The following is a 24,741-nucleotide window of genomic DNA, read 5'->3' on the forward strand; positions in this document are numbered from 1 at the left end:
TAAGTCTTTTGAAATAATCCTTTAAAATAAGATTTTTTTATCAAAAAAGTAGAATTAAAATAGATTTTTTCTAATTTTTATTGTTTATAGCTGTTTTCTCTCTACTTAATTCTGTCTTTTTACAAAAAAATAAAATTCTGTATTTCTGTATATACGAAAAAAAACGGTTTATGTTTGTGTTTTTTTGAAGAAACAGATTTATAACCAACTTGTCTACTATGCTGCAATGCTATTACTAGACACACATTTAATAAAAAAGGCTTTGCATCAAAAAATGATACAAAGTCTTTTTGTTTTATTACGACACTTGGAACGACGAAGTCCTCAACGAAGTTAAAGTATCAGCTACATTACGGTTTTCCACTACCTGTTTTCTTTTCAGCAATTTGCTTTAATAAAATTTCAACAGATTTTTGTAACTGCTCGTCTTCATTATTTGCTTTTGCATTCGGAGAGTTTTCTACCACAACATCAGGCTGCGCTCCATTATTTTCCATATTCATTTCAGAGCCTTTCACATACCAACCTCTAAATGGCAAACGGACAAAAGAACCATCTACTAAAGCTGCTCCACCAGTAGAAATAACCGCTCCAAAAGTAGGCTGACCTACAAGAGTTCCCAAACCTAAAGTTTTGTAAGCGTGTGAGAAAATTTCGGCATTTGAGTAACTATTTGCATTACAAAGAGCAATAGATGGTTTTGTCCAAACAGGGAAAGGCAGACGTTCTCCATACGGATAATAATCAGAAAAACTCTTTTGATTTTTTTCTAAATCATCTGTTGCACCACGAGGAACAGTATAAGCATGTTGTTTAGTTGTCAAGATTGCCATTAGATAGTCAGTTGTCCAACCACCACCATTAAAACGAACATCAATTACCAAACCTTCTTTTCCTTCTCCACTTGCAGCTAGTTCACGCTCAAAACGCTCAAAACTCTCCCAGTTCATTCCTTCAATATGAATATAACCTAGTTTTCCATTTGAATATTTTTCAACTAATTTTTGGCGTTCTCTTACCCATTCTTCATACAATTCATTACCCAAAGAAGACACAGGACGAATGACAACTTCTCTAAGTTCTCCTTTTACATTTTTGACTCCCAAAACAGTGCGAATATCTGATTTATCAGCAAAAAGATTATAGAAATTTTCAGTCATTTTGACTTCTTGTCCGTCTACTGAAGTAATAACATCACCTGCCATTATTTTGCTAAATTCTTTATCAGCAGGACTATTTGGAATGACACGCATTACTTTTGCTCCTTCTTTTGTCATGACAATTTCAGTTCCTAAAAGACCTGTACGCTCTCTTTGTGTTTCGGCTCTATCTCCTGCATAGTAACCCATGTGACTTGCATTGAGTTCTCCCAACATCAAATTCATCATGGCTTCAAAATCACGTTCAGAGGATGCTTTTTCTGTCCAATTACGGTATTTTTCACCAAGTTCTTGCCAGTTTTCGCCATGAAATTTAGGGTCATAAAAACGTTCATTTATCAAACTCCAAACTTCATTAAAGATTCCTTCTCTTTCTTTTTCGTAATCGATTTCCATACGAGCAGAAAAAGGCAATCCTTCAGCTTTTCCACTTGCAACAGGCACTTTGAAAAGCGAACCACCACGAGCAACATAAAATAATTCCTTTCCATCAGGTGACATACTCACACCGTAAGGCGTTGTTCCTCCTTGTGTAATTGGTTTTCTCTCATCGCCATTCCATTTTACAGAATATAAATCTTGGTCATCAGTAGAAGCAGACCAACCACCACGATTTGTAACAAAATAAAACGTTTCGCCATCATCAGAAATCACTAAATCAGATTCGTTGCCATTCATAGAAGTTACTTGAACCAAACGTTCGTGGATTCTATCAAAATCGATTTCGATGGGTTCTACTTCTTTTTTCTTCTCCTTATCTTTGTCTTTATCCTTTTTGTCATCGTCTTTTTTCTCTTCTTTTTTTGCCATTGGATTATCTGGGTCGTCATAATTTACTTTCTCTTCCCAGTCACTTTTTGTTTTTTGCCAGTCTTTTTTATTCAACCAAACAAACCAAACATCAGCATCTCCATTGTTACGCTGCGAAATAAAACCTAATTTACTTCCATCTTTACTCCAAAAAGGTTCACTGTCAATACGAGGATGATAACTAATATTTGTAGGTTTTTTGCTTCCGTCTGCTGCTGCAATATATACTTCTTCATTGAAATACAAATCTTCTTGACTATATGCCAACCATTTGCTATCAGGCGACCATTGCAATCCACTAGCCGAATTCCAGCCTTCCAAAATAACTTTTTCGTTGCTTATTTTTCCACTCTTTCCATCAATATCAGCAATGATAAGTTTATTGGAGCGAGTAAAACTAATTTTCTTTCCATCAGGAGAAATATTTAGATTATCTTCGTGAGCAGGAGTTTCTGTCAAACGAGTAGTTTTGTATTTTAAAGTTTCAAATAAGCCATTTTTCTTTGCATCGGCAGAGTTTATCATAAAAATGTCTTTCTGTCCTTCTCTATCAGAAATAAATAAAACCGTAGAATCATTCAAAAAATCTCCCTCTTGATCACGAAATGCACTGTTTGTGAGTCTGACTGTTCGTTTATTTTCTTTATCATTTTCCATTAAAAACAATTCGCCACGAACTGCAAAAGTTACTAATTTCCCATTTGGAGAAACTGAATACTCTTGCAAACGATTACTATATGTTTTTCTCTCAATCGGGTCAAAACGATAATCATAAGTTACATTTACATCTAAAGGAGTAATTTTTTTAGAATCGACATCTAATTTAAAAACACCTGTTCCTTGTTCTAAAACGACTGTTTTTCCATCTTTACTCACATCAAAATGACGAACACCATCATCTTTAAAGGTAGTAAGCTGCTGAGTAGTTCCGTTTATTGTTCCTTCATCTGTCAAATTTATTTTATACAAATTATAACTTTCATCAGCTTCACTTACAAAAAATAAAGTACGACTATCTGACCAATCTGGGTGCATATCATTGCCTTGAAACGTCGTTAGCTGTGTATATTTTTTAGTTTTGGTATCGTATAAATAGATATCACGATTGGCAGCACCACGATAATTTTTTCTTTCAGGCTTATTATATCCATCTACATACACCACAAAACGCCCATCTGGCGACATGGAAGGCGTATAACCCAACGCATCTAAATAGCGTTCTGGTGTTCCTCCAGTAGCAGATACTTTCTGAATTTCGTGCGCCCATTCTGCTTGTGCAAAATCACGACGAGAAGTAAATAAAAGCGAGTTATCGTTTGTCCAACCAGCTAAATTATCTCCTGAAGAACGGTAAGTCAAACGCATTGGCATTGAACCGACTGTTTCCATTACAAAAACATCATCGTTTCCATAACGATCGCCTTGAAAGGCAATTCTCTTTCCATCAGGACTAAAATGAGGATTAAATTCGTAGGCTTCATGAATAGTTAGACGAGTAGCATTTCCACCCGAAACAGGCACAGACCAAATGTCGCCTTGAAATGAAAAAGCAACTGTTTGACCGTTTGGACTAATAGCTGGATAACGCAAAAACGGTTTTTCTGCTTGTTGTGCCAAAGCACTTGAAGATACAAAACCAGTACAAGCAATCGCCAAGGCTACACTTATTTTTTTGGTTTTGTTTATAAAATTCTGAATTTGTAAAAAGGACATAGTTTAAAGATTATTATGTCATTGGTTCTTACCAACAACGGCAAAGGTTTATTTTAATTTTTCCACAGACTAGGCAGTCTGTGATACAATTTGAATTAATTATTTGTTTACAAATTACGATACAAAAACTAAAGGCACAAATAATTACCACAATACGTTGTTGGGTCTTGAATTAGGTTACATTTTTTAAAGAAAAACTAGATTTATTGTGATATTTTAAGCATAACTATTTCTGATAGCTAATTTTATAAACTGCTCCTGCATAATCATCAGAAACCAAGAGCGCACCTTCATGATTGACAATTACATCGACAGGTCTTCCCCAATTTTCTTCTCCTTCTAACCATCCTGTTGCGAAAGGCTCATAACTAATGGCTTTATTGCCTTCTAATTTTACTAAAGTAATTCGATAACCTACTTTATTAGAGCGATTCCAAGAACCATGTTCGGCAATAAAAATCTGATTCTTATATTCTTGTGGAAACTGATTTTCTGTATAAAAACGCATTCCTAAAGCTGCCGTATGAGCCACTAATTTCTGAACTGGTGACACAAATTCCTCACAACTTCTTTTATGTCCAAATTTTGGGTCTTTTACATCACCTGCATGACAATACGGATAACCAAAATGAAGTCCTTTTTTGGGCGCATAATTGAGTTCGTCGGCTGGCGTGGTATCATTCATTCTATCTCTTCCATTTTCTGTAAACCATAAATCACCTGTTTGTGGATGCCAATCAAAACCTACAGAATTACGGATTCCTTCTGCAAAAATTTCTAAATCCGAACCGTCAGGATTCATTTTTGTAATAGAGGCATAAATCGGCTTTTCACCCTCACAAATATTACAAGGCGCACCCACAGGAACATAGAGTTTTCCTTTTGGAGAAAAAGCAATAAATTTCCAACCATGATGCTTGTCTGTTGGGAATTTATCGGTAATCAAAATAGGTTTTGGAGGACTTTCTAAGTTTTGCTCTATGTTTTCAAACTTCCAAATTTTGTCTATTTCTGCAACATACAAATTGCCGTCTTTGAAAGCTACACCATTTGGCGTATTCATATTTTCAGCAATCACAAAAACTTTATCAGCTGTCCCATCCTTGTTTTTATCTGTAATGGCATAGACTTTATCTTCACTTCGATTGCCTACAAATAAAGTTCCATCAGGAGAAAGAGCCAGCGAACGAGCATTTGGAATGTCTGCATAGAGTTCTATCTTGAATCCTTTGGGTAGTTTTATTTTATCTAATGGCAAACGGCTTGTAGTAGTGTCATCGGGTTTTTGTGCATTTCCGATTGTATTTGTGTCTTTTGCTCTTGCTTGTCTTCCTTTATCGTTGCAAGAAGTAAAAACAAAAAATGGTAAAATGACAAGGATTAGTAGATATGCAACTACTGCCTTTGAGAGAATAATTTTGTTCTGTTTCATAGTTTAAAAAATTTGCATTTTTGTTGGTAAGCACCAACAAAGGCTGTGAAAAATAATTATAGAATAATGAAACAGTAACTTTACAATTATATGATTGGTTTAGAAAATAATAGATTTGTAATAATTAACTTTGAATATCAAATTATTTTATTTTTTAAAACAAAAAACTCTTCATTCCTTTTTTTGATTGAAATGAGGAATTTTTTGTGCATTATTGTCATATAATTTATTAGCTTTTGTATTCTTTTTTTATTTTAATTGCAAACTCACGAAGATATTTTCTTTTGTCTTTCTCTGCACTCTCGCAATATTTAATAAATTCTTCTTCATTTGTTTCTTTCCATATTTGTAAACACCTCATTCTCTCATATTCCTCATTCTTATCCCATGAATTTGAAAGTAAGTCATTAATATTTTCATAATGTAGTTTGTGTAAAGAATTTAATGACATTCTTCGAATATATTCATCGTCATCTTTGTAATAATCTAAAAGCAATTTTTTAGCTTTTTCTTTATTTTCTATTTTGTAAAGTGAAGCAGCTAATTGCGATTTGGCAGCTTTCAAATTTGTTAGTAATCCTCTTTCACAAATTCTTTGAAGCTGAAGTTCTGTCATTCCTATTTGTCCAATTTCTTCTCCTCCTTTATTAAACCAATTCAAAATTATCCCAATATCCCATTGTTGAGCAATTATGAAAATAATATTATCAAGCGTTTTATTTTCTAATTGGTCAAAGTTGAGATTTTGGAATACTGCTTCAAGATTATTTTCTATTTCTTGCCAATTTGGAAATGAAGGGCTATCAATTAATCCATTTATAATTTGGTCTTTAGAATATAATTTAAAAGCCCATTCCCAAAATTTTTCTACATCTTTTTGATTTTTACTTTCTATCTATTTTTGATTTTTCATTTGCGCTTTATTTTTAGGATATTTATTTTTTATATTTAGTTCAAATTCTAACAAAAAATATTACAGTATAATTCCCTTCTAAATTTTGTAAATTGTATTATCAATACAAATCTATTCCTTATTTTTTCTATAAGTAAAACCTTAATTGTAGAAAAAGAAAAAAACAGATTTAGAAAATACCTCTTTGAATGAAAAAATAGAATTACTAGAAAACAAAATAAAAAACCTAGAAAGGTTCAGCAGAATGAAACCGTCGTTGAGGCTACGCCGTCAACGAGGTTTTAAATAAAAAAAATTGGCTCTTCCGACAATTTAGCGAAATTATAAAAGGGTGTGCGTTCGTTTTAGCTTCGCTGAGGGTTACACCGTTCTCAAAAACGCATGAAACGCTTCCTCAGAAGCGTGATATTGCTTAAATCACGCTTCTGAGGAAGCGTTCAGTTCAGTTCTGAGGAACTGAACACGCAATGTTTCGCTAAAAAGTCGGAAGAGCCAAAAAATCACTTCATAGAAACCACTAATTTCCCAAACCCTTCGCCATCTTTCATTGTATCAAATGCTGAGATTATATCAGAAAACGGAGTTACAGAACCAATAATCGGTTTTATTTTATGTTTTTCTACAAAGTTTACCATTTCTACAAATTCTTTATCACTTCCCATGGTTGAGCCTTGTATTCTGATTTGATTAAAAAACATTCTATACAAATCAATTTTTTGAGGCAAACCTAAAGTAGCACCATAAAAAACAATCCTTCCAGAACGCCCTAAAAGTTTAATAATTTCGGCAAAAGTTTCTCCTCCTGCGCTATCAATAGCACAATCAAAACTTCCTGCTTTGTCTTTTAATTGTTTATTCCAATCTGGGTCTTTGTAATTGACGATTCCTGCTGCGCCCATTTCTTCTAAGGTTTCTAGTTTTTCGTCATCTCCAGAGGTTACAAAGACTTTTGCACCTGCTGCAACTGCAAACTGAAAAGCAAATTGAGCCACTCCACCACCAGCACCCGAAATCAAAACTTTACTTCCTTTTTGGATTCCTCCATGATAAAATGCAGAACGAAAAGCTGTCAGTCCTGCAAGTGGCAAAGCAGCAGCTTCTTCTAAAGAGAGTGATTTTGGTTTTTCGACTAATCTATCTTGATTGACACACAAAAATTCGGCAAATGTTCCGTCTGTTGGCATTCCCAAAATATGATAATCGGCTGATTGATGTCTTTCATCATCTCCCCAATTATTATTTGGATTAACAATGACTGTTTTTGATTCCCATTTTTTTGCATTTGTACCTGCTTTGGCTACAATTCCACAACCATCAGAACCCAATGTAGCAGGACGAATACCTGGATAAAGTCCTTCTCTTATCCATTGGTCTCGTCTGTTTAGAGCTGCCGTCTGCATTTGGATAAGCACTTCATTTTCTTTTGGTTCAGGTGTTTTGATGTCTTGAAGTTGAATTCTATCTGTGTGCGAAGTATCTTTTTCAAGAAGGCGTAGAGCAAGCATAAAAATTAGAGTTTGTGTGAAAATTAATAACTAAGTTTTTGATAAACAGTTAATTTTGAAGTAAGTCATTTTGTTTTGAAATTCCTAAAATTATTTATCAAGTTATTTGAGAATAGAGTTACTATGTATTTTTATTGGTGTCGTTGTGCTAAAAAACTAACAAAGACAATAAAAATATAACTTACTAAAAATCGATTATAAATTTTTAAAAGATAAAATTATGACTTATATTATGGTAGATATTGAAGCTGATGGTGCAATTCCTTCAGATTATTCCATGATTTCATTAGGTGCAATAGTAGTAGATGACTCGCTGGAAAAGACTTTTTATCGATGTTTGCAACCTATTTCAGAAAATTATAATCCAAAATCCTTAGAGATTTCAGGTTTTAGCAGAGAAGAAACTTTCACTTTTGAAGATCCTAAAATAGTGATGCAAGACTTTGCAGATTGGATAAAAGAGGTTTGTCAAGATCGCCCAATTTTTATTAGTGATAATAATGGCTTTGATTGGATGTTTGTCTGTTGGTACTTCCATCACTTTTTAGGAGAAAACCCTTTTGGTTTTAGTTCACAAAATTTAGGTAGTCTTTACAAAGGTATTGTAAAAGATACTTTCAAAAACTTTAAGCATTTGCGAGAAACTAAACATACACACAATGCTCTTGACGATGCGAAAGGTAATGCTGAAGCCCTACTAAAAATCAAAAAAGAGTATGGATTAAAAATTAAGTTTTAAAAAATAGCAATTCTTATCGAATTTATTACAATCGATTGACTTTATAGAATTGCTATTTTACTTATAAACAGAGCATTTGGCTTGAAATATGTTAGTTTTTTATAAAAAATGGAACTTATTTTATTCAATCATACTGTCTAAAATAAATTTAAGCTAAGAGGAAACAGTTATTCAATACTATTGATTATGTTATGTTTGTTTCTACCATTTTATAAAAAGAATATCCTATCATTTCTAATCCACTACTATTTTGAAAAGAAATTTATTTATACTACTGTTTACAAGTCTTTTTTTATGTTTTTGGAGTTGTGTATCTGTTACACCTGTTGCTGCTCAGAGTCTTGACCCAGAAAAACCAAATATAGAACTACTCTCTAAAGAGCAAATTCAAGAATGGAACTCAAAACCTATTCAGGAATGGAATACGTTTTTTGGTTCAGAAGCCGAAACATGGAATCCATTTCAAATGAAGTTTTATGAAGATATATCTGTAAAGGCTCTTTCAGATGAAGAAAAAGAAGAATTAATGAATTATCAAGACGAAGACTGGGAGAAAAGATTTGGGGGAGCAATGGATACATGGAAAATACATCAGCTCCTTTTTTATTCTGCTATTCTAAATTTAGCTGTAAATTAGAAAAAATTATACAAAACAAAAACTCATATTTTTAATAATATGAGTTTTTTTATGAAACGCATAACTTTAGTTATGGGATAGATTAGAGTGTATTTTCCACCTTTCAGATTCTCTTTTCCCACGATGAAAATCGTGGGTTTTGTTATATGTAAATTCTGCCCAATTACTTATATACTTCTAATAATAATCAATCTATTCTAATACGACCTTTCTATTCACCACTTTGTCTGACATAACTATTTGAACATAATAAACACCTTTTGTAAGTCTTCGAACATCAAAAACAAAACGTTTCTTGGTAATCTGTTCTTTTGGGCTTGTCATCAGTTCTTGCCCCAAACTATTATAAATACGAATCATTACCTCATCACTTGTTTGTAATTCTATATATGCATTGAGATAGTCAGAAGCAGGGTTAGGATACACTAACACTTGATAATTAGTTTTAGAACCTCCTCCAGTAATTACAGGTTTGTCTACTACGACTAAATTACGACTTAATGAATCTATACAACCTAAGGTATCTCTAGTAATCAAAATAACTTGATACTCTCCTTGCTGTTTATAGATAGTTTGGGTATTTTGAGTCATAGCAATTTCTCCATTTCCAAAATTCCAATACCACCACACCGAACTATTACTTTTGTCTTTTAAAAATAAAGTATCTTGTTCAAAAAGATTAAGTGTATCAGTTACACTCATTTCAAAATCAGAAGAAGGGCGACTAAAGTCGATATGTACTTTTACAGGAACACTTTCTAAGGCAGAGTCCAAATTGGTAACCCAAATATCTTTTGGTTGGCTTATGAAACCGACATTATATATTCTTCCTGTGTGTACAGGGCGAGAGCTTGTAGGCAAGTCATAAAAGTTAAATAAAGTACCTCCTTGTGGTACAATAGTAGTTGAGTCAAACCTACATACAAATAAATCATTCACAATTGGTTGAGGAGAACGTCTAAAGACGAGCAAACTTTTGGAAGCTGTTCCTTGACATCCTGCTGCTGTTTTAACAGTTAATGTGACCATATAATCACCTTGTGCATGATATGTATGTATTGGATTTCGTTCTGTTGAAGTTGTTCCATCTCCAAACTCCCATAACCAAGATACAGCAGTTGCAGTATTATCTGTAAATCTAACATCTGTATTTTCATTTAGATAAAGTTCTCTTAAAAAATCAAAACTTGGTGCAATGTTAACTACTTGCAAATAGGTTTGTATAGGATCACTCTCAATCAAAGAATCAGCTCCTGTAACGTATAAGATAGGTGGAAAAATAGCATTTGGAGGAAATGAAATCTCTCGTCCTTGTGAAATAGGCAAAGAGTCTAAATTAGAATAAAAATTGAATATTGTCCCTCCATTTGGTCTTATTGTGAGGCTATTTCCTCTACACACCTTTATAGTAGAAGCAATAGAAGGAGTTAGAGATTTTTTTCCAACATGGAATGTCTTTTCTACAACCTTAGTACAACCAAACTGATTCCTAATTGTCATTTTAACAGTATAACTTCCTTGTGCAGCATACATATGACTTACAATTGTTCCCGTTTTGTTAAGCGAACCATCCCCAAAATCCCAAGTTATATTTTGGATAAAAAAGTCACTTGTAGAGCTACTCTGAAATAATACATTATCATATAGAAGTGTATCTTGTCTAGGATTTGCTGTAAAATCAGCATCTAACTTTACCCACTGAATTTTTACTAAAACTTTATTACTTTCCAATGCAGAATCTACATTACTGATATACAAGCTATCAATAGATTTTGGAGGAACAATATAACTTCTTCCTCTTGCTAAAAGTCTATTTTCAGAATCATAAAACTTGAAATTAGTTCCAGTTGCAGAAGGACGTATTTCGATGGGTGTATTATCACAAGATTGTTGTGAATTAGTAAAGACAATAGGGTCAGGCGACTTTCGGACAGCCTGTACTTGCTTTACTATGGTACTCGTACAACCTGCAATATCTGTTATTGTTAAACTGACTGAATATGCTCCTTGTCTAGAGTAAGTGGTAGAAGGATTTTGTGAATTAGAGGTCAATCCATTTCCAAAATCCCACATCCAAGAAACGGCATTCTGACTTGCATCAGTAAAATTAATAGCATTAATTTCATCCAAATTAACCTGAGAAGGAGAACTAAAATTAGCCACAGCAGTACGTGCGCTAAAACGAAGTAATGTATAATCTCCTTCCAAAACTGAATCGGTATTGGTTACGTAAAAAGTACGTCCTAAATCAGCAGGTGTAAGTGTAAAAGAAGTACCTGATTGAATAGGTATTTGTGTGTTAGCTATATCATAAAGTCTGAAGTTTGTTCCTCCTTGTGGTGTAATTGTATAAGAAGTATTTTCACAAAGTGTATTGTTTACTACTGGAGTTGGTGAAATAGATGACAATGTATTAGTTGCCAAAACAGCAGCATCATGTGCATTTCTAAGTGCAGCTAAAGTAGGAGCAAGCATTACAACAAAAGTAACTTTACGAGTTTCATTTATTCCAAAATTTTCTAAAACTGTTCCTACAATATGAGCTACATCTCCTCCTCCACTAGTAGTAAATCCAGCACGTTTTCTTGCCACTCCTGTCGAAATACTTTGATATTTCTCAGTAGAAGTAAAACCGTCATTTACATTAATATTATTTCCACCTACATTTTCAAAATCTAATGCAAAATAGGTTTTATTCGAACTAATTGCTTTTATACCTGCATATCCACTAGTACCCATTCCGAATACATAACCAAATTGACGGTTAGTATCCCAATCTGCAAAATTGCGTGTATAATCTCCCAAATTCCAATCATAATACAAACCTACATTCATAGAGTCCATTACAGCTCCACTTACATTTGTAAACTCATATTCTAAAATAATATATTGATGATGAGGAGTATTGGTGCGTCCTTTTACAGTATGTTTTACACTTACTCCAACAGGAGGGATAATTGTACCTAATGTATCAGCAAATTTTGAAGTAGCTTTTGTAAAAAATGGTGTTTTTTCTGTTATTCTAGGAATATCAATCATTTTAAAATCATCATCTTTAACAATGCCTCCTATATTTGTCAAAACATTATCTGAAACATTTGTAGAAGATTTACCTATAATTAATCCTCCTTCTTGCAAAGTTTGAGAATTATTTGATGTAATTCCTTTTCCCAAACTATTATAAATATCATAAAAACCTGCACGCCCATTTCCTGTAAGTGTAAAATTTATAGTATTAAATGGAATAGCTAAATAAGGAGCATTAACAGGAATACTAAAATATTGATAATCTGAATAGTTTGTATCTGAAAAACCTAAACGAAACTTTACATTCAAATCCAAGGGTGCATTCTGACTAACCACAAAACGAAAAGGAACAGCAGCATTATTTTTCTGTTGCATAGTTGCCATCATGTCTGTGTTAAATACACTATCTAAAATTTCTATATAAGGAGAAGACGTAGAAATAATAACTTTTCCATTTTGAGTAATTGGATTCAAATAATTAATAAAATCAGCTTCTAATGTAATTGTATCTCCAGAAAAAGCCGTTTGTCCATTTCTACCAAAATAAGAAGTATTGTTCATCCTTATAGATTTTGCACTACTTTGTTCATTCAAAGCCCTAAAAGCATTTACTCTGCCTTTACCAAGTTTTTCAAAATAGGGTACATTTGCAGGTAAATGATATTTGTTATCAGATGTTACACGAACAATCTCGCCTGCTTGGTCTGCTGATAAATGAGGAAATGCTGAACGTACTAAAGCAGCAATACCAGCTACAAATGGGGAAGCGTATGATGAACCCCAAGCATAACTATAACTACCATTTGCAGTGGTAGTAAGAACTCTAGCTCCTGGTGCCATTACGTCTACATAATTGCTAAAAGTTGCACCTGAAAATTTATTATCACCTGCGTCAGAGTGTGCTACCGAAAGTACATGATTATAAGATGAAGGATAAAAATCTAATTCTTGTGCTGTATTTCCTGCTGCAGCTACTACCAAAGCATCTTTAACAAGTGTTACATAATCAATGACATCTTGTTCCCACTGAAAACCTAAATTAGGACGACCAATAGAAACATTGATAACTTTACAACCATTTTCAGCTGCATACAAAATCCCATCATACATATTTACAATTTGATAGGAAGGAGAAAGGACTGCCACAGGCAGAATACGACAATTAAAACTTGTTCCTGCTATACCTAAACCATCATCTGTAGTAGCAGCAGCCATACCAGCAACCCCCGTTCCATGTCCTTGAAAATCATGTGAGGCAGGTGACATAAACCCAAAACTATATCCTAAACTATCATCTACAAATCCATTATTATCATCATCTATTCCAGCTTGTCCATATTTTTCAGCATAATTAACTTTAATTTGATTTTTTAAATCTCGGTGTATATAATGTACTCCTGTATCTACAATTCCAATAACTGTATTACTATCTCCTTTATGTAATCCCCAAGCTGCATACAACTGACTTACATCTAGTTGCCATTGTGCTGCCATAGAAGGGTCATTAGGAATATAAGGTGGTGCTAAAATGTAGTTAGGATAGATAGGTTCTGCATATTCTACAAAATCTTGATTTTGATAATAATGAATTGCTTCTTGAAGAGATGAAGAAGACGAAATTTCCACTTCATACCAATCTTGCAGACGAATAGCATTAGCTTGAATTGCTTTGATAGAAGGATTTTTGGAATTTTGAATTGGAACTTTAAATCGTCTTTCTAGTTTTTGAGTTTTGAATTGAGAATCAACCTGTTGTAGCTTATTACTACTATTCGGCTTTATTTTAATCATTAATTTATTACCCAAGGGTTTAATACTATCAAAATTATCAGGAAGATATTGAGCAATACTAATTATTGGCAATAGAAAAAACACTATACAAATGATAGTGGTAAATAATAAAAAAATAGTATTTCTGACTTGTGGTAAATTTATACGCATACCAAAAAATAATTAATATAAAAATTTTTAAAACTAAAAAAGCACTTATAATGAAGATTTACATCACTCTCTATAAAATAAAACATAAATTTCAAAATCTAACTTGTCTAAATAAGGGTTACTAACTAAGTATTAACGTATAGATAGATCTTTAGTTACAAAAATAAAAAAATACATCCGTTTTAAAAACAGTATAACTTACTGATAATCAATAAACAAACTAAAAAAAGACCAATTATCAAAATAGATAATTGGTCTTTTAATTAAAATTTAATCTAGTTAGGTTTTAGATTTAATTTTAGAGTGTACTTTAGAATTTCAAAGTGTTATTATCTAACAAGTTTGAACTCTACACGACGATTAATAGCCATGTTAGCTTGATTAGCTCTTCCATCTACTTCATTAGGAACAGTAGGTCTTGCTTCACCATATCCTTCAGACTCTAAACGATCAGTAGGAATTCCTTTAGAAACTAAGTAATCCAAAGCAGATTTTGCACGATTTTGAGAAAGACGTTGATTGTACGAGTCACCACCACGGTAATCTGTGTGTGCTTCTATACGGATATTCATTTTAGGATAATCTTTCAAGAATTGATATACTTTATCCAATTCACCTGTTGCTTCAGCATTCAAATCCCAACGAGCTGTTGCAAAGTTGATGTTATCAAACTTAATTTTAGTAGCATCAAGTAAATAAAGAATTTTATTTACTTTATCACCAAACTGAGCTTGAGTAAGGTCTAAAGTATCTACTTCTTCCATATAATTTCCTGTTGCTTCAGCAGTCAATGTATAAACCTGACCTGGCTCAAGACGAGCTTCGTATTTACCAGTTCCTGTTTTTTCAACATCACCAATACTAGTATCATCAGCAGCTTTCACTGTAAGTTTTGCATCAACAGGTTGCTCATCAATAGCATCAAGAAGAGTTACAGTAACCTCAACACCTTTAGGTACTAAACGTACTCTTTGGTAAAGATTAGTAATTTCGTCAGCATTAGTGAAATCCCACGTGAATGTATATGGTAGGTAACTACTGTGATCAACAGTCACTTTATATACATTTCCTTCTGTAATTACAGTAGAGAATTTACCAGTTTCTTCGTCATTGTAACGGTCATATCCTAAAGAAGGACGAGTTTGATTTTCAAACTTCATGATGGTATAAACAGGCTCTCCTGTTACAGAATCTTCCACATTACCACGAGCCATCATTACTCTACGAGGAGCAAAACCTGGAGGAACTAATGTCCAAAAAATTTCACGAGAAGCATTCATGTCAGCATCAAAATACATAACTGTATGTGCTCCATCATCTGGTGCCATACTTACATAACCTTCAGCAGAAAGATGATTAGCAAAATCAGCAGCCATTGGCTCACCCCAAGATTCACCTTCCATGCGTGACATAAACAAATCAAAATCTTTAGCATCAGCACGGATACCTTTTGTATGACCTTGCATTTTAGCACCTTCTCTCATAGAAGTATAAAACATTGTTTCACCATCAGGCATAATACGAAATGCTTTGCTACAATCTTCATTCATAGCTCCTACTACTTCTGTACCAGCAGACCATACATCATCAGCCGAACGACTAGAAACCATTGCAGTATAACACCACACTTTTTCTTTTTTAGATTTTTTAGCTTCAGTTCCTTCAGTAGAACCTGCTTCATCAGTATCATTTTCTGCACCTTCAGCACGTTGCATATAATAAAGACGATTTCCATCTGCAGAAACAGTTGGGAAACCTTGGTAATCAGCTGTGTTTACGTCACCTAAGTTTGTAGGTTCACCAAATTCGCCGTCCATACTCTCACGAGTAGCTACATACAAATCCATTCCTCCTTTAGTATCTTCCATGTTAGAAGAAAAGAAAAGGCTCATTCCATCATAGCTTAAAAATGGACCAGCAATTACAGTGCTATCGCCAGCTTTAGAGTTGATTGATTCCAATGCAGTTGGTTTTGTCCATTTGCCATTGTCGTCACGAGTAGTCATATAAAGACCATAGCCTTTCCATCCTTTTCCACGGTTAGACTGGAAAATGAGTGTTTTGCCATCACGACTGATAGCAGGAGAAACTTCGTCAGTGAGAAGTTGATTTACGGCAGGTGGTAAACGAAAACGTTGTGGGTCATGCCATTGTTCGTAGATGCTTGTAGCACCATCTTTTGCTTTGTCGTCGCTTTCGGCTGTCGTATTAGCATCTTGTGCTTTAGCGAATGTACCAGCCAAAAGAAACATGAGCAATAAGCTCAGGTTACGGATTCCTTTTTTCATAATCAGGGTATTAGATTGAGATTAGCGATTAGGTTAAGTTGTTACAAAGAAAATAAATACTATAAAAGACACCAACTTTATATTGAAATAAGTTGAGATAATTCAACATAAACTCCAATAAAATAGATTTTTATTCTAAAATTCTACTAAATTTATTAAAAAGTAATCTAAAAACAAGTTGAAACTAAAATTAAAAATCGCTAGAATTTATTTTAAGATTCAGTTTACTCTATTTCAATTTACCTTTTCAATTGCACTATTTTAGTTAGTTTGATTTCTACTTTTGGTCTTGATATGTATTTAAAAATCTAGTGTACTCTGTAAAAATATAACGCAAAAATACGTAAAAACAAATACAGAATCGCTTTTTAATTAGATACTTATCAAAGAAATAAGCCAAAATCAAGATAAAATTAAATCTTTATTGAATTTTTTAGTATATAAACACTTTGAAAAATTTGTTTAAAATAATAGGGTTTGTTAGAAAGAAATTATTTAAAATAACATTGTTATATATATTATTTCATTTATTTACTAGCAATTAATTATTATAATCTTCTTAGAATACTTGATAATTATTCTAATTGAATTTGTACAATATAACGTCTAATTTTTCTTCCTATGAAAACACAAAGATAGTTGTTCGCAAATTTAAACCAAAAAAACATAATTTAATAAAAAATAGTGGCTTTTTATCTAAAAAAATCATCTTTTTTAAAAAAAATTGATGGATGTTTTATTTCAAAAAACTTAAATGAAATAAAATATGATATTTTATCTTTTAAAACACATTTTGGGCTTAGGTATAACAAGCTCTTATAAATCTTGAATTTTCTTGTAAATCTTTAAAAACTCTATAGTTTTCTAAACCAAAACTCACAAAAAGGTCTTTTGTTTCATTTGCTAGATATTGATTTATTTCAACATAAAGCAAGCCATCTTTATTATTTACATTGTATACAAAAAATTTAACTAATGCCTCATAAAAAACAAGTGGTTTTTTGTCTTCTACAAAGAGAGCCAAATGTGGTTCAAAATTAAGTACATTACTACTCATCTCTCTCTTTTCAGAATCCCTAATGTAAGGAGGATTACTGACTAAATGATTTATTTTTTTTAATTGAGGATACTTCAAAAATACTTCACTGAAATCTTCTTGAAGAAAATCTAATTCTATAAACTCTATATTAGTTATATTATTCTTTTTCGCATTTTGACGAGCTATATCTAAGGCATCTTTTGAAATATCAACAGCTATAAAATGTAAGTGAGGTAAGTTTTTAGCAAGCGAAATACTAATACAGCCACTTCCTGTTCCCACTTCTAAGAAAGTGTGCTTGTTTTTCTCTGCTATTTGTAGTTTTTTATCTGCAAAATCTTTTAAAATTTGATGAACAAGTTCTTCAGTTTCAGGTCTTGGAATCAAAACGGCAGGACTAACTTCAAACTCTAATCCATAGAAATGAGCCTTACTCGTAATATACTGTAAAGGCTCATTATTTTTCAATCGTTCTATACTTTGATTTAATAAATCAATTTCTTTTTGATTTAATAAGTGAGTAGAAAAATCAATTCTATTTATTGATAAAGTGTCTTCTATCAAAAAACGTAAAGTTGATTGACTTTCTCGCTCATCTACTTGAGTAGAAATTAACAAGGGGGTATTTTTTCTTATATACTCCGAAATAAGCATTTGTTAGATTTTATGAGAGTAACTAAATAGAATTAACTATGAAAAATCTTGATAGCTTGTTCGATATATTTAAAGGTTGTCAAAACTTCTGGTTTTCCATCTACCACAGCTACAGTATGCTCAAAGTGTGCAGAAGGCTTTCCATCTCTAGTCATAATAGTCCACCCATCAGAGGCTTGTACAACAGCTTTTGAACCCATATTAATCATTGGTTCAATAGCTATTACTAATCCATTTCTTATTTTATCTCCTTTTTTAGGTTTTCCAAAATTTGGTACTTCGGGTCCTTCGTGCAGACTTCTTCCCACTCCATGTCCAACTAATTCTCTTACCACTGAATATCCTTTTCCTTCTGAATGTTTTTGAATAGCATTACTTATATCTCCTATTCTATTTCCATAGACTAACTGTTCAATTCCTAAATACAAAGCTTCTTTAGTTGCTTTCAATAAGTTTTTCACTTCTAGGCTTACTTCTCCAATTTCATAGGTATAAGCACTATCTGCGTGAAAACCATTAAGTAAAACACCACAGTCAATTGAAACAATATCTCCATTTTTTAGAGGACGATTATTAGGCAATCCATGAACTACTTGGTCATTTACAGAAGTAAGTAAAGAACTAGGACATCCATAAAGTCCTAAAAAGCTAGGAACTGCTCCATTATCTTTTATAAATTCAAAGGCTATTTTATCAAGTTCAAGTGTAGTAATACCAGGCATAACACGTTTGGCTACTTCTGCATGTGTGCGTCCTAGTAAATCTGCACTTGCACGCATTTTTTCTAAATCTTGAGCTGTCTTGTATATTGGTTTTCCCATTTTTCAGTTGAGTTTTCTTATCAAATTATCAAGTATAGATAGCAATAAGAATAAAAGAAATAAGATGATTCAGTTTAGTAAAACTTGAATCAATGATAATAAGTTAGGGTTAATTTGAATTCTATATCATAAAAACAAACAAAGCACCAAGACGATTCTTGATGCTTTGTATTTATAATATCTCACAAAATCGTATTATATTAATAAAAAAAATAACACTTTTGTTTGGATTTATATGTAATTCATTGGTTGAGCTTGACGACCTTTTACATTTCCTGTATTCATTAGTCCGTCATATTCTTTATTCAATAAATAACTCTCAATTTGTTGAAGGGTATCCAAAACTACACCTACCATAATAAGTAGAGAAGTTCCACCATAGAATTGAGCAAATTGATCTCCTACTGTAGCTGCTGCTGCAATAGCAGGAAGAACAGCTATAATAGCAATAAAGATTGCACCTGGAAGAGTAATTCTATCCAAAATTTTACCTAAGTAATTTTTAGTTTCTTCACCTGGTGTAACACCTGGTACAAATCCACCACTATCTTTTAAGTTATCTGAAATTTGCTGAACATTGATAGTCATTGCTGTATAGAAAAACGTAAATGCAATAATCAGGACAGCAAAAAGAATATTATATTCTAATGAAGTAAAATCAGAGAATACGCTTGCAATATAATCAGCATTTGGTGTATCTTCTCCTTGGAAAGCTCCTGCTACCAAAGGTGGCAAAAACATAAGAGCTTGAGCAAAGATAATTGGCATTACACCTGCTGCATTTACTTTAAGAGGTAATGCAGAACGTTTTTTCTGAGTAAGCATTTGTTTTTGAGAACGACCTGCTACTTGCTTTACATATTGAAGAGGTACATAACGCACAGCTTGTACGATAAGAACTACTCCCATTACCACTAGGTAAAGAGCTAATATTTCTAAAACAAAGATAAATATTCCTCCCATTCCTTTCAAAGTAGCTTCTGCTACTATGGCAGTAGGAAAACGTGAAATAATTCCTATCATGATTAGAAGTGAAATACCATTACCAATTCCTTTGTCCGTAATTTTTTCTCCCAACCACATACAGAAAACAGTTCCTGATGTAAGAATGACAATAGAAGAAATTAAGAAAAATGTCTGGTCAATAATAATTGCATCTATAGGAACAGTTCCTTTTAGATAAGCAAAACCTTGTCCGATAGTAATAAGTATAGTAAGTGCACGAGTGATTTGAGTGAGCTTTTTACGTCCCGACTCTCCTTCTTTCTGCATTTTTTGGAATGTTGGAACAGCCACAGTCAGAAGTTGAATGATAATTGATGCAGATATATAAGGCATAATACCTAAAGCAAAAATAGAGGCACGCTCAAAAGCTCCTCCAAGAATACCATTAAGCATTCCTAAAACACCTGTACTTTTTTCAAGTTTGCTAGGGTCAATACCTGGCAAAACAATAAAAGAACCTAAACGAAAGACCATTAATAATCCCAAAGTAAGGAAGATGCGATCTTTGAGTTCTTTTACAGAAAAGATATTTTTTATAGTTTCAAAAAACTTCTTCATAATTCTTTTTCTAGTTTACTAAATTTTATAGGCTCTCAGAAATAATTCTAAACAAGCACTAATAAACATAGTAATTAGTATAAATTGTATTTTAATCCGTAATCTAATAAACAAATGTAAGCAAAATAAGCCAATTACGAACTACATTTGGTAAATCATAATCGGCTTTTCTATCTTGTTTATTATAGAGTAGTAACTTTTCCACCTGCTTTTTCAATACTTTCTTTTGCAGAAGCTGAAAATTTGTGTGCAGTAACTTCAATAGCCATAGTCAGTTCTCCACGATTCAATACTTTGATTAAATCGCCTTTTCCTGCTAAACCATTTGCAGCTAATAATTCTACATCGATAACATTAGTATTTTTCTTTGTAGCAAGTTCTTGGAGAGTGTCCAAGTTAATTGGTTTGTAAGCTACACGACCTGGATTTTTGAATCCAAATTTAGGAACACGACGTTGAAGTGGCATCTGTCCACCTTCAAAACCTAGTTTTTGACTATAACCAGAGCGAGATTGTGCTCCATTGTGTCCACGTGTAGAAGTACCACCACGTCCAGAACCTTGTCCACGACCTACTCTTTTTCTAGACTTTACAGCCCCTTTTGCAGGTCTTAATTGGTGAAGTTTCATCAGTTAGATTAGTTTTTATTTACTCAAAACTCGCTGTTTCCTAATCTATTAATACCAAAACTTAAATAAGTTTTGTTTTGTATTTCTATAATTCTATAGGCTAAACGCTTTGAGCAAAGTATAATGAATTAAAAGACAAAATCCTTATAAAGGAACAAAACGTATGTCTGCCTATTCAATAAGGAATTTGCTAAGTGAGTTGCAAAGGTAGGAAAAAAAAACTTTTTCCAATCATTTTGTCTATAACTTTTAAAATTATAACAACAATGAATTTTGTCCTTATGCTTCCTCTACTTTTACTAAATGTGATACTGCCTTTACCATACCGACGATATTAGGAGTATTTTCCTGTTCTACGGTTTGGTGCATTTTGCGAAGCCCTAAAGCATGCAAAGTTAGGCGTTGTTTTTTTGGGCGTTTGATTGAGCTACGCACCTGAGTAATACGAATTTTCGCCATTTTACTAAATAGTTTTTGGTAATTAAATAAAACAGAATCTTCTAAAAATTGAATTGTCTGACACCTTTAAGGTGTCTTGACAATTACCATTTATCTTTTCTGCATATTCTACTTACCCATTAAAAACTTTGGTAAGATTAACACCACGCTGCTCAGCAACTGATTTTGCATCACGCATACGCAATAATGCATCAAAAGTAGCACGAACTACGTTTCCTGGGTTATTTGAGCCTTGAGATTTAGCAAGTACATTTTCGATACCGATTGCTTCCAATACGGCTCTCGCTCCACCACCAGCAATAACTCCTGTACCTGGTGTTGCAGGCTTAAGCATTACTTTAGCTGCACCAAATTTCCCAATAATTGGGTGAGGTATAGTTTGTCTGATGATAGGTACTTTTACTAAGTTTTTCTTAGCGTCTTCTATACCTTTTTGAATAGCATCTGTTACTTCATTAGCTTTGCCAAGTCCATAACCTGCTACACCGTTGCCATCGCCAACTACAACTAATGCTGCAAAGCTGAAACGACGACCACCTTTTACTACTTTCGCTACACGGTTGATAGTAACTACTTTTTCTTTTAGTTCTATTTCACTCGCTTTCACGGTATTTACGTTTGCTGCCATAATTTATTAGGTTGCAAAGGGTTTAGAATTGAAGTCCACCTTCTCGTGCGCCTTCTGCTACTGCTTTGATATTTCCATGATACAAGAAACCACCACGATCAAAAACTGCTTTATCGATGCCTTTTTCTTTAGCACGTTCAGCGAGTTTTGCGCCTACTTGTTTCGATAATTCTTGATTGATGTGTTTCTCAGCGTCAATATCTTTGAGAGAAGCACTCACAAGGGTATGCCCATTTACATCATCGATGAGCTGGGTATAAATATATTTATTACTGCGAAATACAGAAAGACGTGGTCTTTCGGCTGTTCCGACTAATTTTTTACGAATACTACGTCTAATACGTGTTCGACGCTGACTCTTACGTGCGGTAGTTGCCATGATACTAGTTTATTATAAAATTTCTCAAAATAAGGAACACGAAGTTATCGTATCAAAATTAAATTCTTAGTCAAGATAATTGTCTGCTCCATTTTAAAAGAGCCCGACAATTTATATAAATAAGTAAATAATTTGTCAATGATTATTTACCTGCGCTCTTACCAGCCTTACGACGAACCTGTTCGCCTACAAAGCGTACACCTTTACCTTTATACGGCTCTACTTTACGAAGAGAACGAATTTTGGCAGTAATGTGTCCGAGTAATTCTTTGTCGCTAGATTCTAAGGTAACTTTTGGGTTCTGACCTTTAAGCATTTCAGCACTTACAGCAATTTCTTTTGGCACTTGCAAAAAGATAGCGTGTGAGTAACCTAAATTAAGCTCAAGGATTTGACCTTTTGCTTCTGCTTTATATCCAACACCTACAAGCTCTAAATGAGTTTTGTAGCCATTAGAAACGCCTTCCACCATATTTTGTACCAATGAACGGTACAAGCCATGCATAGCACGAGTCTGTTTTTCTTCGTCTTTACGTTCGAAAACCAACTTATCATCTTCCACTTTAGCAGTGATTCTTGGGTCAATAGTGCGAGAAAGCTCGCCTCTTGTACCTTTGACTTTGATGGTGTTTTCCGAAACGTCTATAGTTACTCCACTAGGGATAGTAACTGGGTTTTTACCAATTCGTGACATTTTCTATCAGATTTATTAGATAATTTAATTACTGTTTTTATAGTTCTGTAACAATTTTCATTTTAGCGATTAACAGAAATTAGTTTTGCTACAAAGAGTATAAATCAAATAATTAAAAACCTAAATGAATTATACGAATTATATGAAATGAGTGCAATATTAATATACGTAGCAAAGCACTTCTCCTCCTACACTGTTTGTACGAGCTTCTTTGTCAGTCATAACGCCGTGTGAAGTAGAAATTACAGCAATACCCAATCCATTGAGTACACGTGGTAATTCACTTGCTTTGCGATACTGACGCAGACCTGGCTTGCTTACACGCTCTAAGTGTGTAATCGCAGGAGTACGAGTAGCAGGATGATACTTTAATGCTATTTTGATAGATGCACCTACAGGAGCATCAACAAATTTATAGCCTTGTATATAGCCTTTATCATATAAAATTTTAGTCATTTCCTTCTTCAATTTTGAAGCTGGAACTTCCACAATTCTATGATTAGCTTTGATTGCGTTTCTGAGTCTAGTCAGATAGTCTGCAATAGGATCCGTTGTCATTCCCTCAAGGTTTGTATTCAGGAAATATGAAAAAAGAACTTAATTTTTTATTCCCTAAATGTTGTAAAGGTTCTAAAGAATTCGAAATTATTCTAGTTCTTGTAAAAAGTATTACCAGCTTGATTTGGTTACGCCTGGTATTTTTCCGTCGTTTGCCATTTCTCTAAAAACGACACGACAGATACCAAAACGGCGCATGTAGCCACGAGGGCGACCCGTCAAACGGCAACGATTATGCAAGCGAACAGGAGAAGAATCTTTTGGAAGTTTGTCAAGAGCGATTTGCGCCTCAACATCTCCGTCCTTTGCAAGTTTTTTGAGTTCTACACGTTTTGCAGCGTATTTATCTACCAATTTTTGGCGTTTACGCTCACGTGCAATCATCGATGATTTAGCCATAATGTATGATTGACTTAGATTTGGATTTGAACTTTATTAGATTTGAACTTCAATTAGGCTTGGTTCTGAAACGATATTTTTAAATTTCTAGTTTAATTTTGTTCTATTAGGAATAAATTAAAGTAAATTTAGATAAAAACATAGATTTAGATAAAGTCAGATTTGTTCAAAATTGATTGAATCCAGTAGTTGCGTTCAGCAATTATTAAGTGCGAAACGGCATACCCAATTCTTTCAAAAGAGCTAACCCTTCTTCATCCGTTTGAGCAGAAGTAACAAAGGTAATATCCATTCCTGTAATTTGCTTGACTTTGTCAATTGAAATCTCAGGGAATATAATTTGTTCTTTCACGCCCAATGTATAGTTTCCACGACCATCAAAGCCTTTATCGCTAATACCTTTGAAGTCACGTACACGAGGCATTGAAACTGTTACTAAACGGTCTAAGAATTCATACATCTGATCGCCTCTAAGCGTTACACGTACACCAATTGGCATATCTTCACGAAGTTTAAAGTTCGAGATAGCCTTTTTAGAATAGGTAGGTACGGCACGTTGTCCAGCGATAGTAGAAATTTCTTCTACAGCAGTATCGATGAGTTTCTTGTCTGAAACAGCTTTTCCAACTCCACTATTAATACAAATTTTTTGCAAACGAGCCACTCGCATGACTGATTTGAATTCGAATTTGTCTTTAAGAGCAGGAACTACTTCATTGAAGTATTTATCTTTTAAACGAGGTGTTGCCATAA

Annotated in this window: 19 protein-coding genes; 2 read left to right on the forward strand and 17 right to left on the reverse strand. The window is 33.4% G+C overall.

Annotated features, from left to right (window positions below; all coding sequences use genetic code 11):
* Positions 1 to 350: 350 nt before the first annotated feature.
* The 4 genes from V9L04_RS05860 to V9L04_RS05875 form a co-directional block, all read right to left on the reverse strand.
* The gene (locus V9L04_RS05860) at positions 351 to 3,683 is read right to left on the reverse strand and encodes a S41 family peptidase (RefSeq protein WP_338793153.1); all 3,333 of its coding nucleotides are present in this window, start codon (positions 3,681 to 3,683) and stop codon (positions 351 to 353) included.
* 226 nt (positions 3,684 to 3,909) lie between these two features.
* On the reverse strand, positions 3,910 to 5,115 hold the full coding sequence (locus V9L04_RS05865) for a sorbosone dehydrogenase family protein (RefSeq protein WP_338793154.1): 1,206 nt from the start codon (positions 5,113 to 5,115) through the stop codon (positions 3,910 to 3,912).
* A gap of 229 nt (positions 5,116 to 5,344) precedes the next feature.
* A complete protein-coding gene (locus V9L04_RS05870; protein ID WP_338793155.1) occupies positions 5,345 to 5,776 on the reverse strand; it encodes a hypothetical protein in 432 nt (143 codons plus the stop codon).
* 752 nt (positions 5,777 to 6,528) lie between these two features.
* Positions 6,529 to 7,533: a zinc-binding dehydrogenase gene (locus tag V9L04_RS05875; RefSeq protein ID WP_338793156.1), complete on the reverse strand. Its 1,005-nt coding sequence runs from the start codon at positions 7,531 to 7,533 to the stop codon at positions 6,529 to 6,531.
* Between the two features lie 220 nt (positions 7,534 to 7,753).
* On the opposite strand from V9L04_RS05875, the gene V9L04_RS05880 reads away from it, so the two are divergent.
* Entirely contained in the window at positions 7,754 to 8,272 is a 519-nt protein-coding gene (locus V9L04_RS05880) for a 3'-5' exoribonuclease (RefSeq protein WP_338793157.1), read from the forward strand.
* Between the two features lie 250 nt (positions 8,273 to 8,522).
* Positions 8,523 to 8,909 carry a hypothetical protein gene (locus V9L04_RS05885; RefSeq protein WP_338793158.1) on the forward strand — a complete coding sequence of 129 codons (387 nt, stop codon included), beginning with the start codon at positions 8,523 to 8,525 and terminating at the stop codon, positions 8,907 to 8,909.
* Positions 8,910 to 9,101: 192 nt separating this feature from the next.
* Here V9L04_RS05885 and V9L04_RS05890 read toward each other — a convergent pair whose 3' ends face one another.
* The 13 genes from V9L04_RS05890 to rplE all read right to left on the reverse strand — a co-directional run bounded on the left by V9L04_RS05890 (position 9,102) and on the right by rplE (position 24,739).
* Positions 9,102 to 13,877, reverse strand: coding sequence for a PKD domain-containing protein (locus tag V9L04_RS05890; RefSeq protein WP_338793159.1), 4,776 nt, complete (start codon positions 13,875 to 13,877; stop codon positions 9,102 to 9,104).
* 329 nt (positions 13,878 to 14,206) lie between these two features.
* The gene (locus V9L04_RS05895) at positions 14,207 to 16,165 is read right to left on the reverse strand and encodes an OmpA family protein (protein WP_338793160.1); all 1,959 of its coding nucleotides are present in this window, start codon (positions 16,163 to 16,165) and stop codon (positions 14,207 to 14,209) included.
* 799 nt (positions 16,166 to 16,964) lie between these two features.
* Positions 16,965 to 17,822: a peptide chain release factor N(5)-glutamine methyltransferase gene (gene prmC, locus V9L04_RS05900; protein ID WP_338793161.1), complete on the reverse strand. Its 858-nt coding sequence runs from the start codon at positions 17,820 to 17,822 to the stop codon at positions 16,965 to 16,967.
* A 68-nt stretch (positions 17,823 to 17,890) separates the two neighbouring features.
* Positions 17,891 to 18,679, reverse strand: coding sequence for a type I methionyl aminopeptidase (map, locus tag V9L04_RS05905; RefSeq protein ID WP_338793162.1), 789 nt, complete (start codon positions 18,677 to 18,679; stop codon positions 17,891 to 17,893).
* 231 nt (positions 18,680 to 18,910) lie between these two features.
* Positions 18,911 to 20,242, reverse strand: coding sequence for a preprotein translocase subunit SecY (gene secY, locus V9L04_RS05910; RefSeq protein WP_338793163.1), 1,332 nt, complete (start codon positions 20,240 to 20,242; stop codon positions 18,911 to 18,913).
* A 182-nt stretch (positions 20,243 to 20,424) separates the two neighbouring features.
* A complete protein-coding gene (gene rplO, locus V9L04_RS05915; RefSeq protein ID WP_338793164.1) occupies positions 20,425 to 20,871 on the reverse strand; it encodes a 50S ribosomal protein L15 in 447 nt (148 codons plus the stop codon).
* Positions 20,872 to 21,150: 279 nt separating this feature from the next.
* Positions 21,151 to 21,330 (reverse strand): 50S ribosomal protein L30, encoded by a 180-nt coding sequence (gene rpmD / locus V9L04_RS05920; protein WP_338793165.1) that lies wholly within the window; start codon positions 21,328 to 21,330, stop codon positions 21,151 to 21,153.
* 112 nt (positions 21,331 to 21,442) lie between these two features.
* Positions 21,443 to 21,958 carry a 30S ribosomal protein S5 gene (gene rpsE / locus V9L04_RS05925; RefSeq protein WP_338769661.1) on the reverse strand — a complete coding sequence of 172 codons (516 nt, stop codon included), beginning with the start codon at positions 21,956 to 21,958 and terminating at the stop codon, positions 21,443 to 21,445.
* 22 nt (positions 21,959 to 21,980) lie between these two features.
* Positions 21,981 to 22,337, reverse strand: coding sequence for a 50S ribosomal protein L18 (gene rplR / locus V9L04_RS05930; RefSeq protein ID WP_338793166.1), 357 nt, complete (start codon positions 22,335 to 22,337; stop codon positions 21,981 to 21,983).
* Between the two features lie 142 nt (positions 22,338 to 22,479).
* The gene (gene rplF / locus V9L04_RS05935; RefSeq protein ID WP_338793167.1) at positions 22,480 to 23,031 is read right to left on the reverse strand and encodes a 50S ribosomal protein L6; all 552 of its coding nucleotides are present in this window, start codon (positions 23,029 to 23,031) and stop codon (positions 22,480 to 22,482) included.
* Positions 23,032 to 23,190: 159 nt separating this feature from the next.
* Positions 23,191 to 23,589, reverse strand: coding sequence for a 30S ribosomal protein S8 (rpsH, locus tag V9L04_RS05940; protein WP_014798373.1), 399 nt, complete (start codon positions 23,587 to 23,589; stop codon positions 23,191 to 23,193).
* 111 nt (positions 23,590 to 23,700) lie between these two features.
* Entirely contained in the window at positions 23,701 to 23,988 is a 288-nt protein-coding gene (gene rpsN, locus V9L04_RS05945) for a 30S ribosomal protein S14 (RefSeq protein WP_338793168.1), read from the reverse strand.
* 205 nt (positions 23,989 to 24,193) lie between these two features.
* The gene (gene rplE / locus V9L04_RS05950) at positions 24,194 to 24,739 is read right to left on the reverse strand and encodes a 50S ribosomal protein L5 (protein WP_338793169.1); all 546 of its coding nucleotides are present in this window, start codon (positions 24,737 to 24,739) and stop codon (positions 24,194 to 24,196) included.
* Between the last annotated feature and the right edge of the window lie 2 nt (positions 24,740 to 24,741).

Origin of the sequence: Bernardetia sp. MNP-M8 (assembly GCF_037126285.1) — a bacterium.
GTDB lineage: Bacteria > Bacteroidota > Bacteroidia > Cytophagales > Bernardetiaceae > Bernardetia.

Excerpts from the sequence above, each read along its gene's own strand:
- rplO (WP_338793164.1), bottom strand. The coding sequence starts at position 20,871 with ATGAAACTTCACCAATTAAGACCTGCAAAAGGGGCTGTAAAGTCTAGA.
- secY (WP_338793163.1), bottom strand. The coding sequence starts at position 20,242 with ATGAAGAAGTTTTTTGAAACTATAAAAAATATCTTTTCTGTAAAAGAA.
- V9L04_RS05880 (WP_338793157.1), top strand. The coding sequence starts at position 7,754 with ATGACTTATATTATGGTAGATATTGAAGCTGATGGTGCAATTCCTTCA.
- V9L04_RS05860 (WP_338793153.1), bottom strand. The coding sequence starts at position 3,683 with ATGTCCTTTTTACAAATTCAGAATTTTATAAACAAAACCAAAAAAATA.
- rpsN (WP_338793168.1), bottom strand. The coding sequence starts at position 23,988 with ATGGCTAAATCATCGATGATTGCACGTGAGCGTAAACGCCAAAAATTG.
- rplF (WP_338793167.1), bottom strand. The coding sequence starts at position 23,031 with ATGTCACGAATTGGTAAAAACCCAGTTACTATCCCTAGTGGAGTAACT.
- rpsE (WP_338769661.1), bottom strand. The coding sequence starts at position 21,958 with ATGGCAGCAAACGTAAATACCGTGAAAGCGAGTGAAATAGAACTAAAA.
- rplE (WP_338793169.1), bottom strand. The coding sequence starts at position 24,739 with ATGGCAACACCTCGTTTAAAAGATAAATACTTCAATGAAGTAGTTCCT.
- V9L04_RS05895 (WP_338793160.1), bottom strand. The coding sequence starts at position 16,165 with ATGAAAAAAGGAATCCGTAACCTGAGCTTATTGCTCATGTTTCTTTTG.
- V9L04_RS05865 (WP_338793154.1), bottom strand. The coding sequence starts at position 5,115 with ATGAAACAGAACAAAATTATTCTCTCAAAGGCAGTAGTTGCATATCTA.
- rpmD (WP_338793165.1), bottom strand. The coding sequence starts at position 21,330 with ATGGCGAAAATTCGTATTACTCAGGTGCGTAGCTCAATCAAACGCCCA.
- V9L04_RS05875 (WP_338793156.1), bottom strand. The coding sequence starts at position 7,533 with ATGCTTGCTCTACGCCTTCTTGAAAAAGATACTTCGCACACAGATAGA.
- V9L04_RS05890 (WP_338793159.1), bottom strand. The coding sequence starts at position 13,877 with ATGCGTATAAATTTACCACAAGTCAGAAATACTATTTTTTTATTATTT.
- rplR (WP_338793166.1), bottom strand. The coding sequence starts at position 22,337 with ATGGCAACTACCGCACGTAAGAGTCAGCGTCGAACACGTATTAGACGT.
- rpsH (WP_014798373.1), bottom strand. The coding sequence starts at position 23,589 with ATGACAACGGATCCTATTGCAGACTATCTGACTAGACTCAGAAACGCA.
- map (WP_338793162.1), bottom strand. The coding sequence starts at position 18,679 with ATGGGAAAACCAATATACAAGACAGCTCAAGATTTAGAAAAAATGCGT.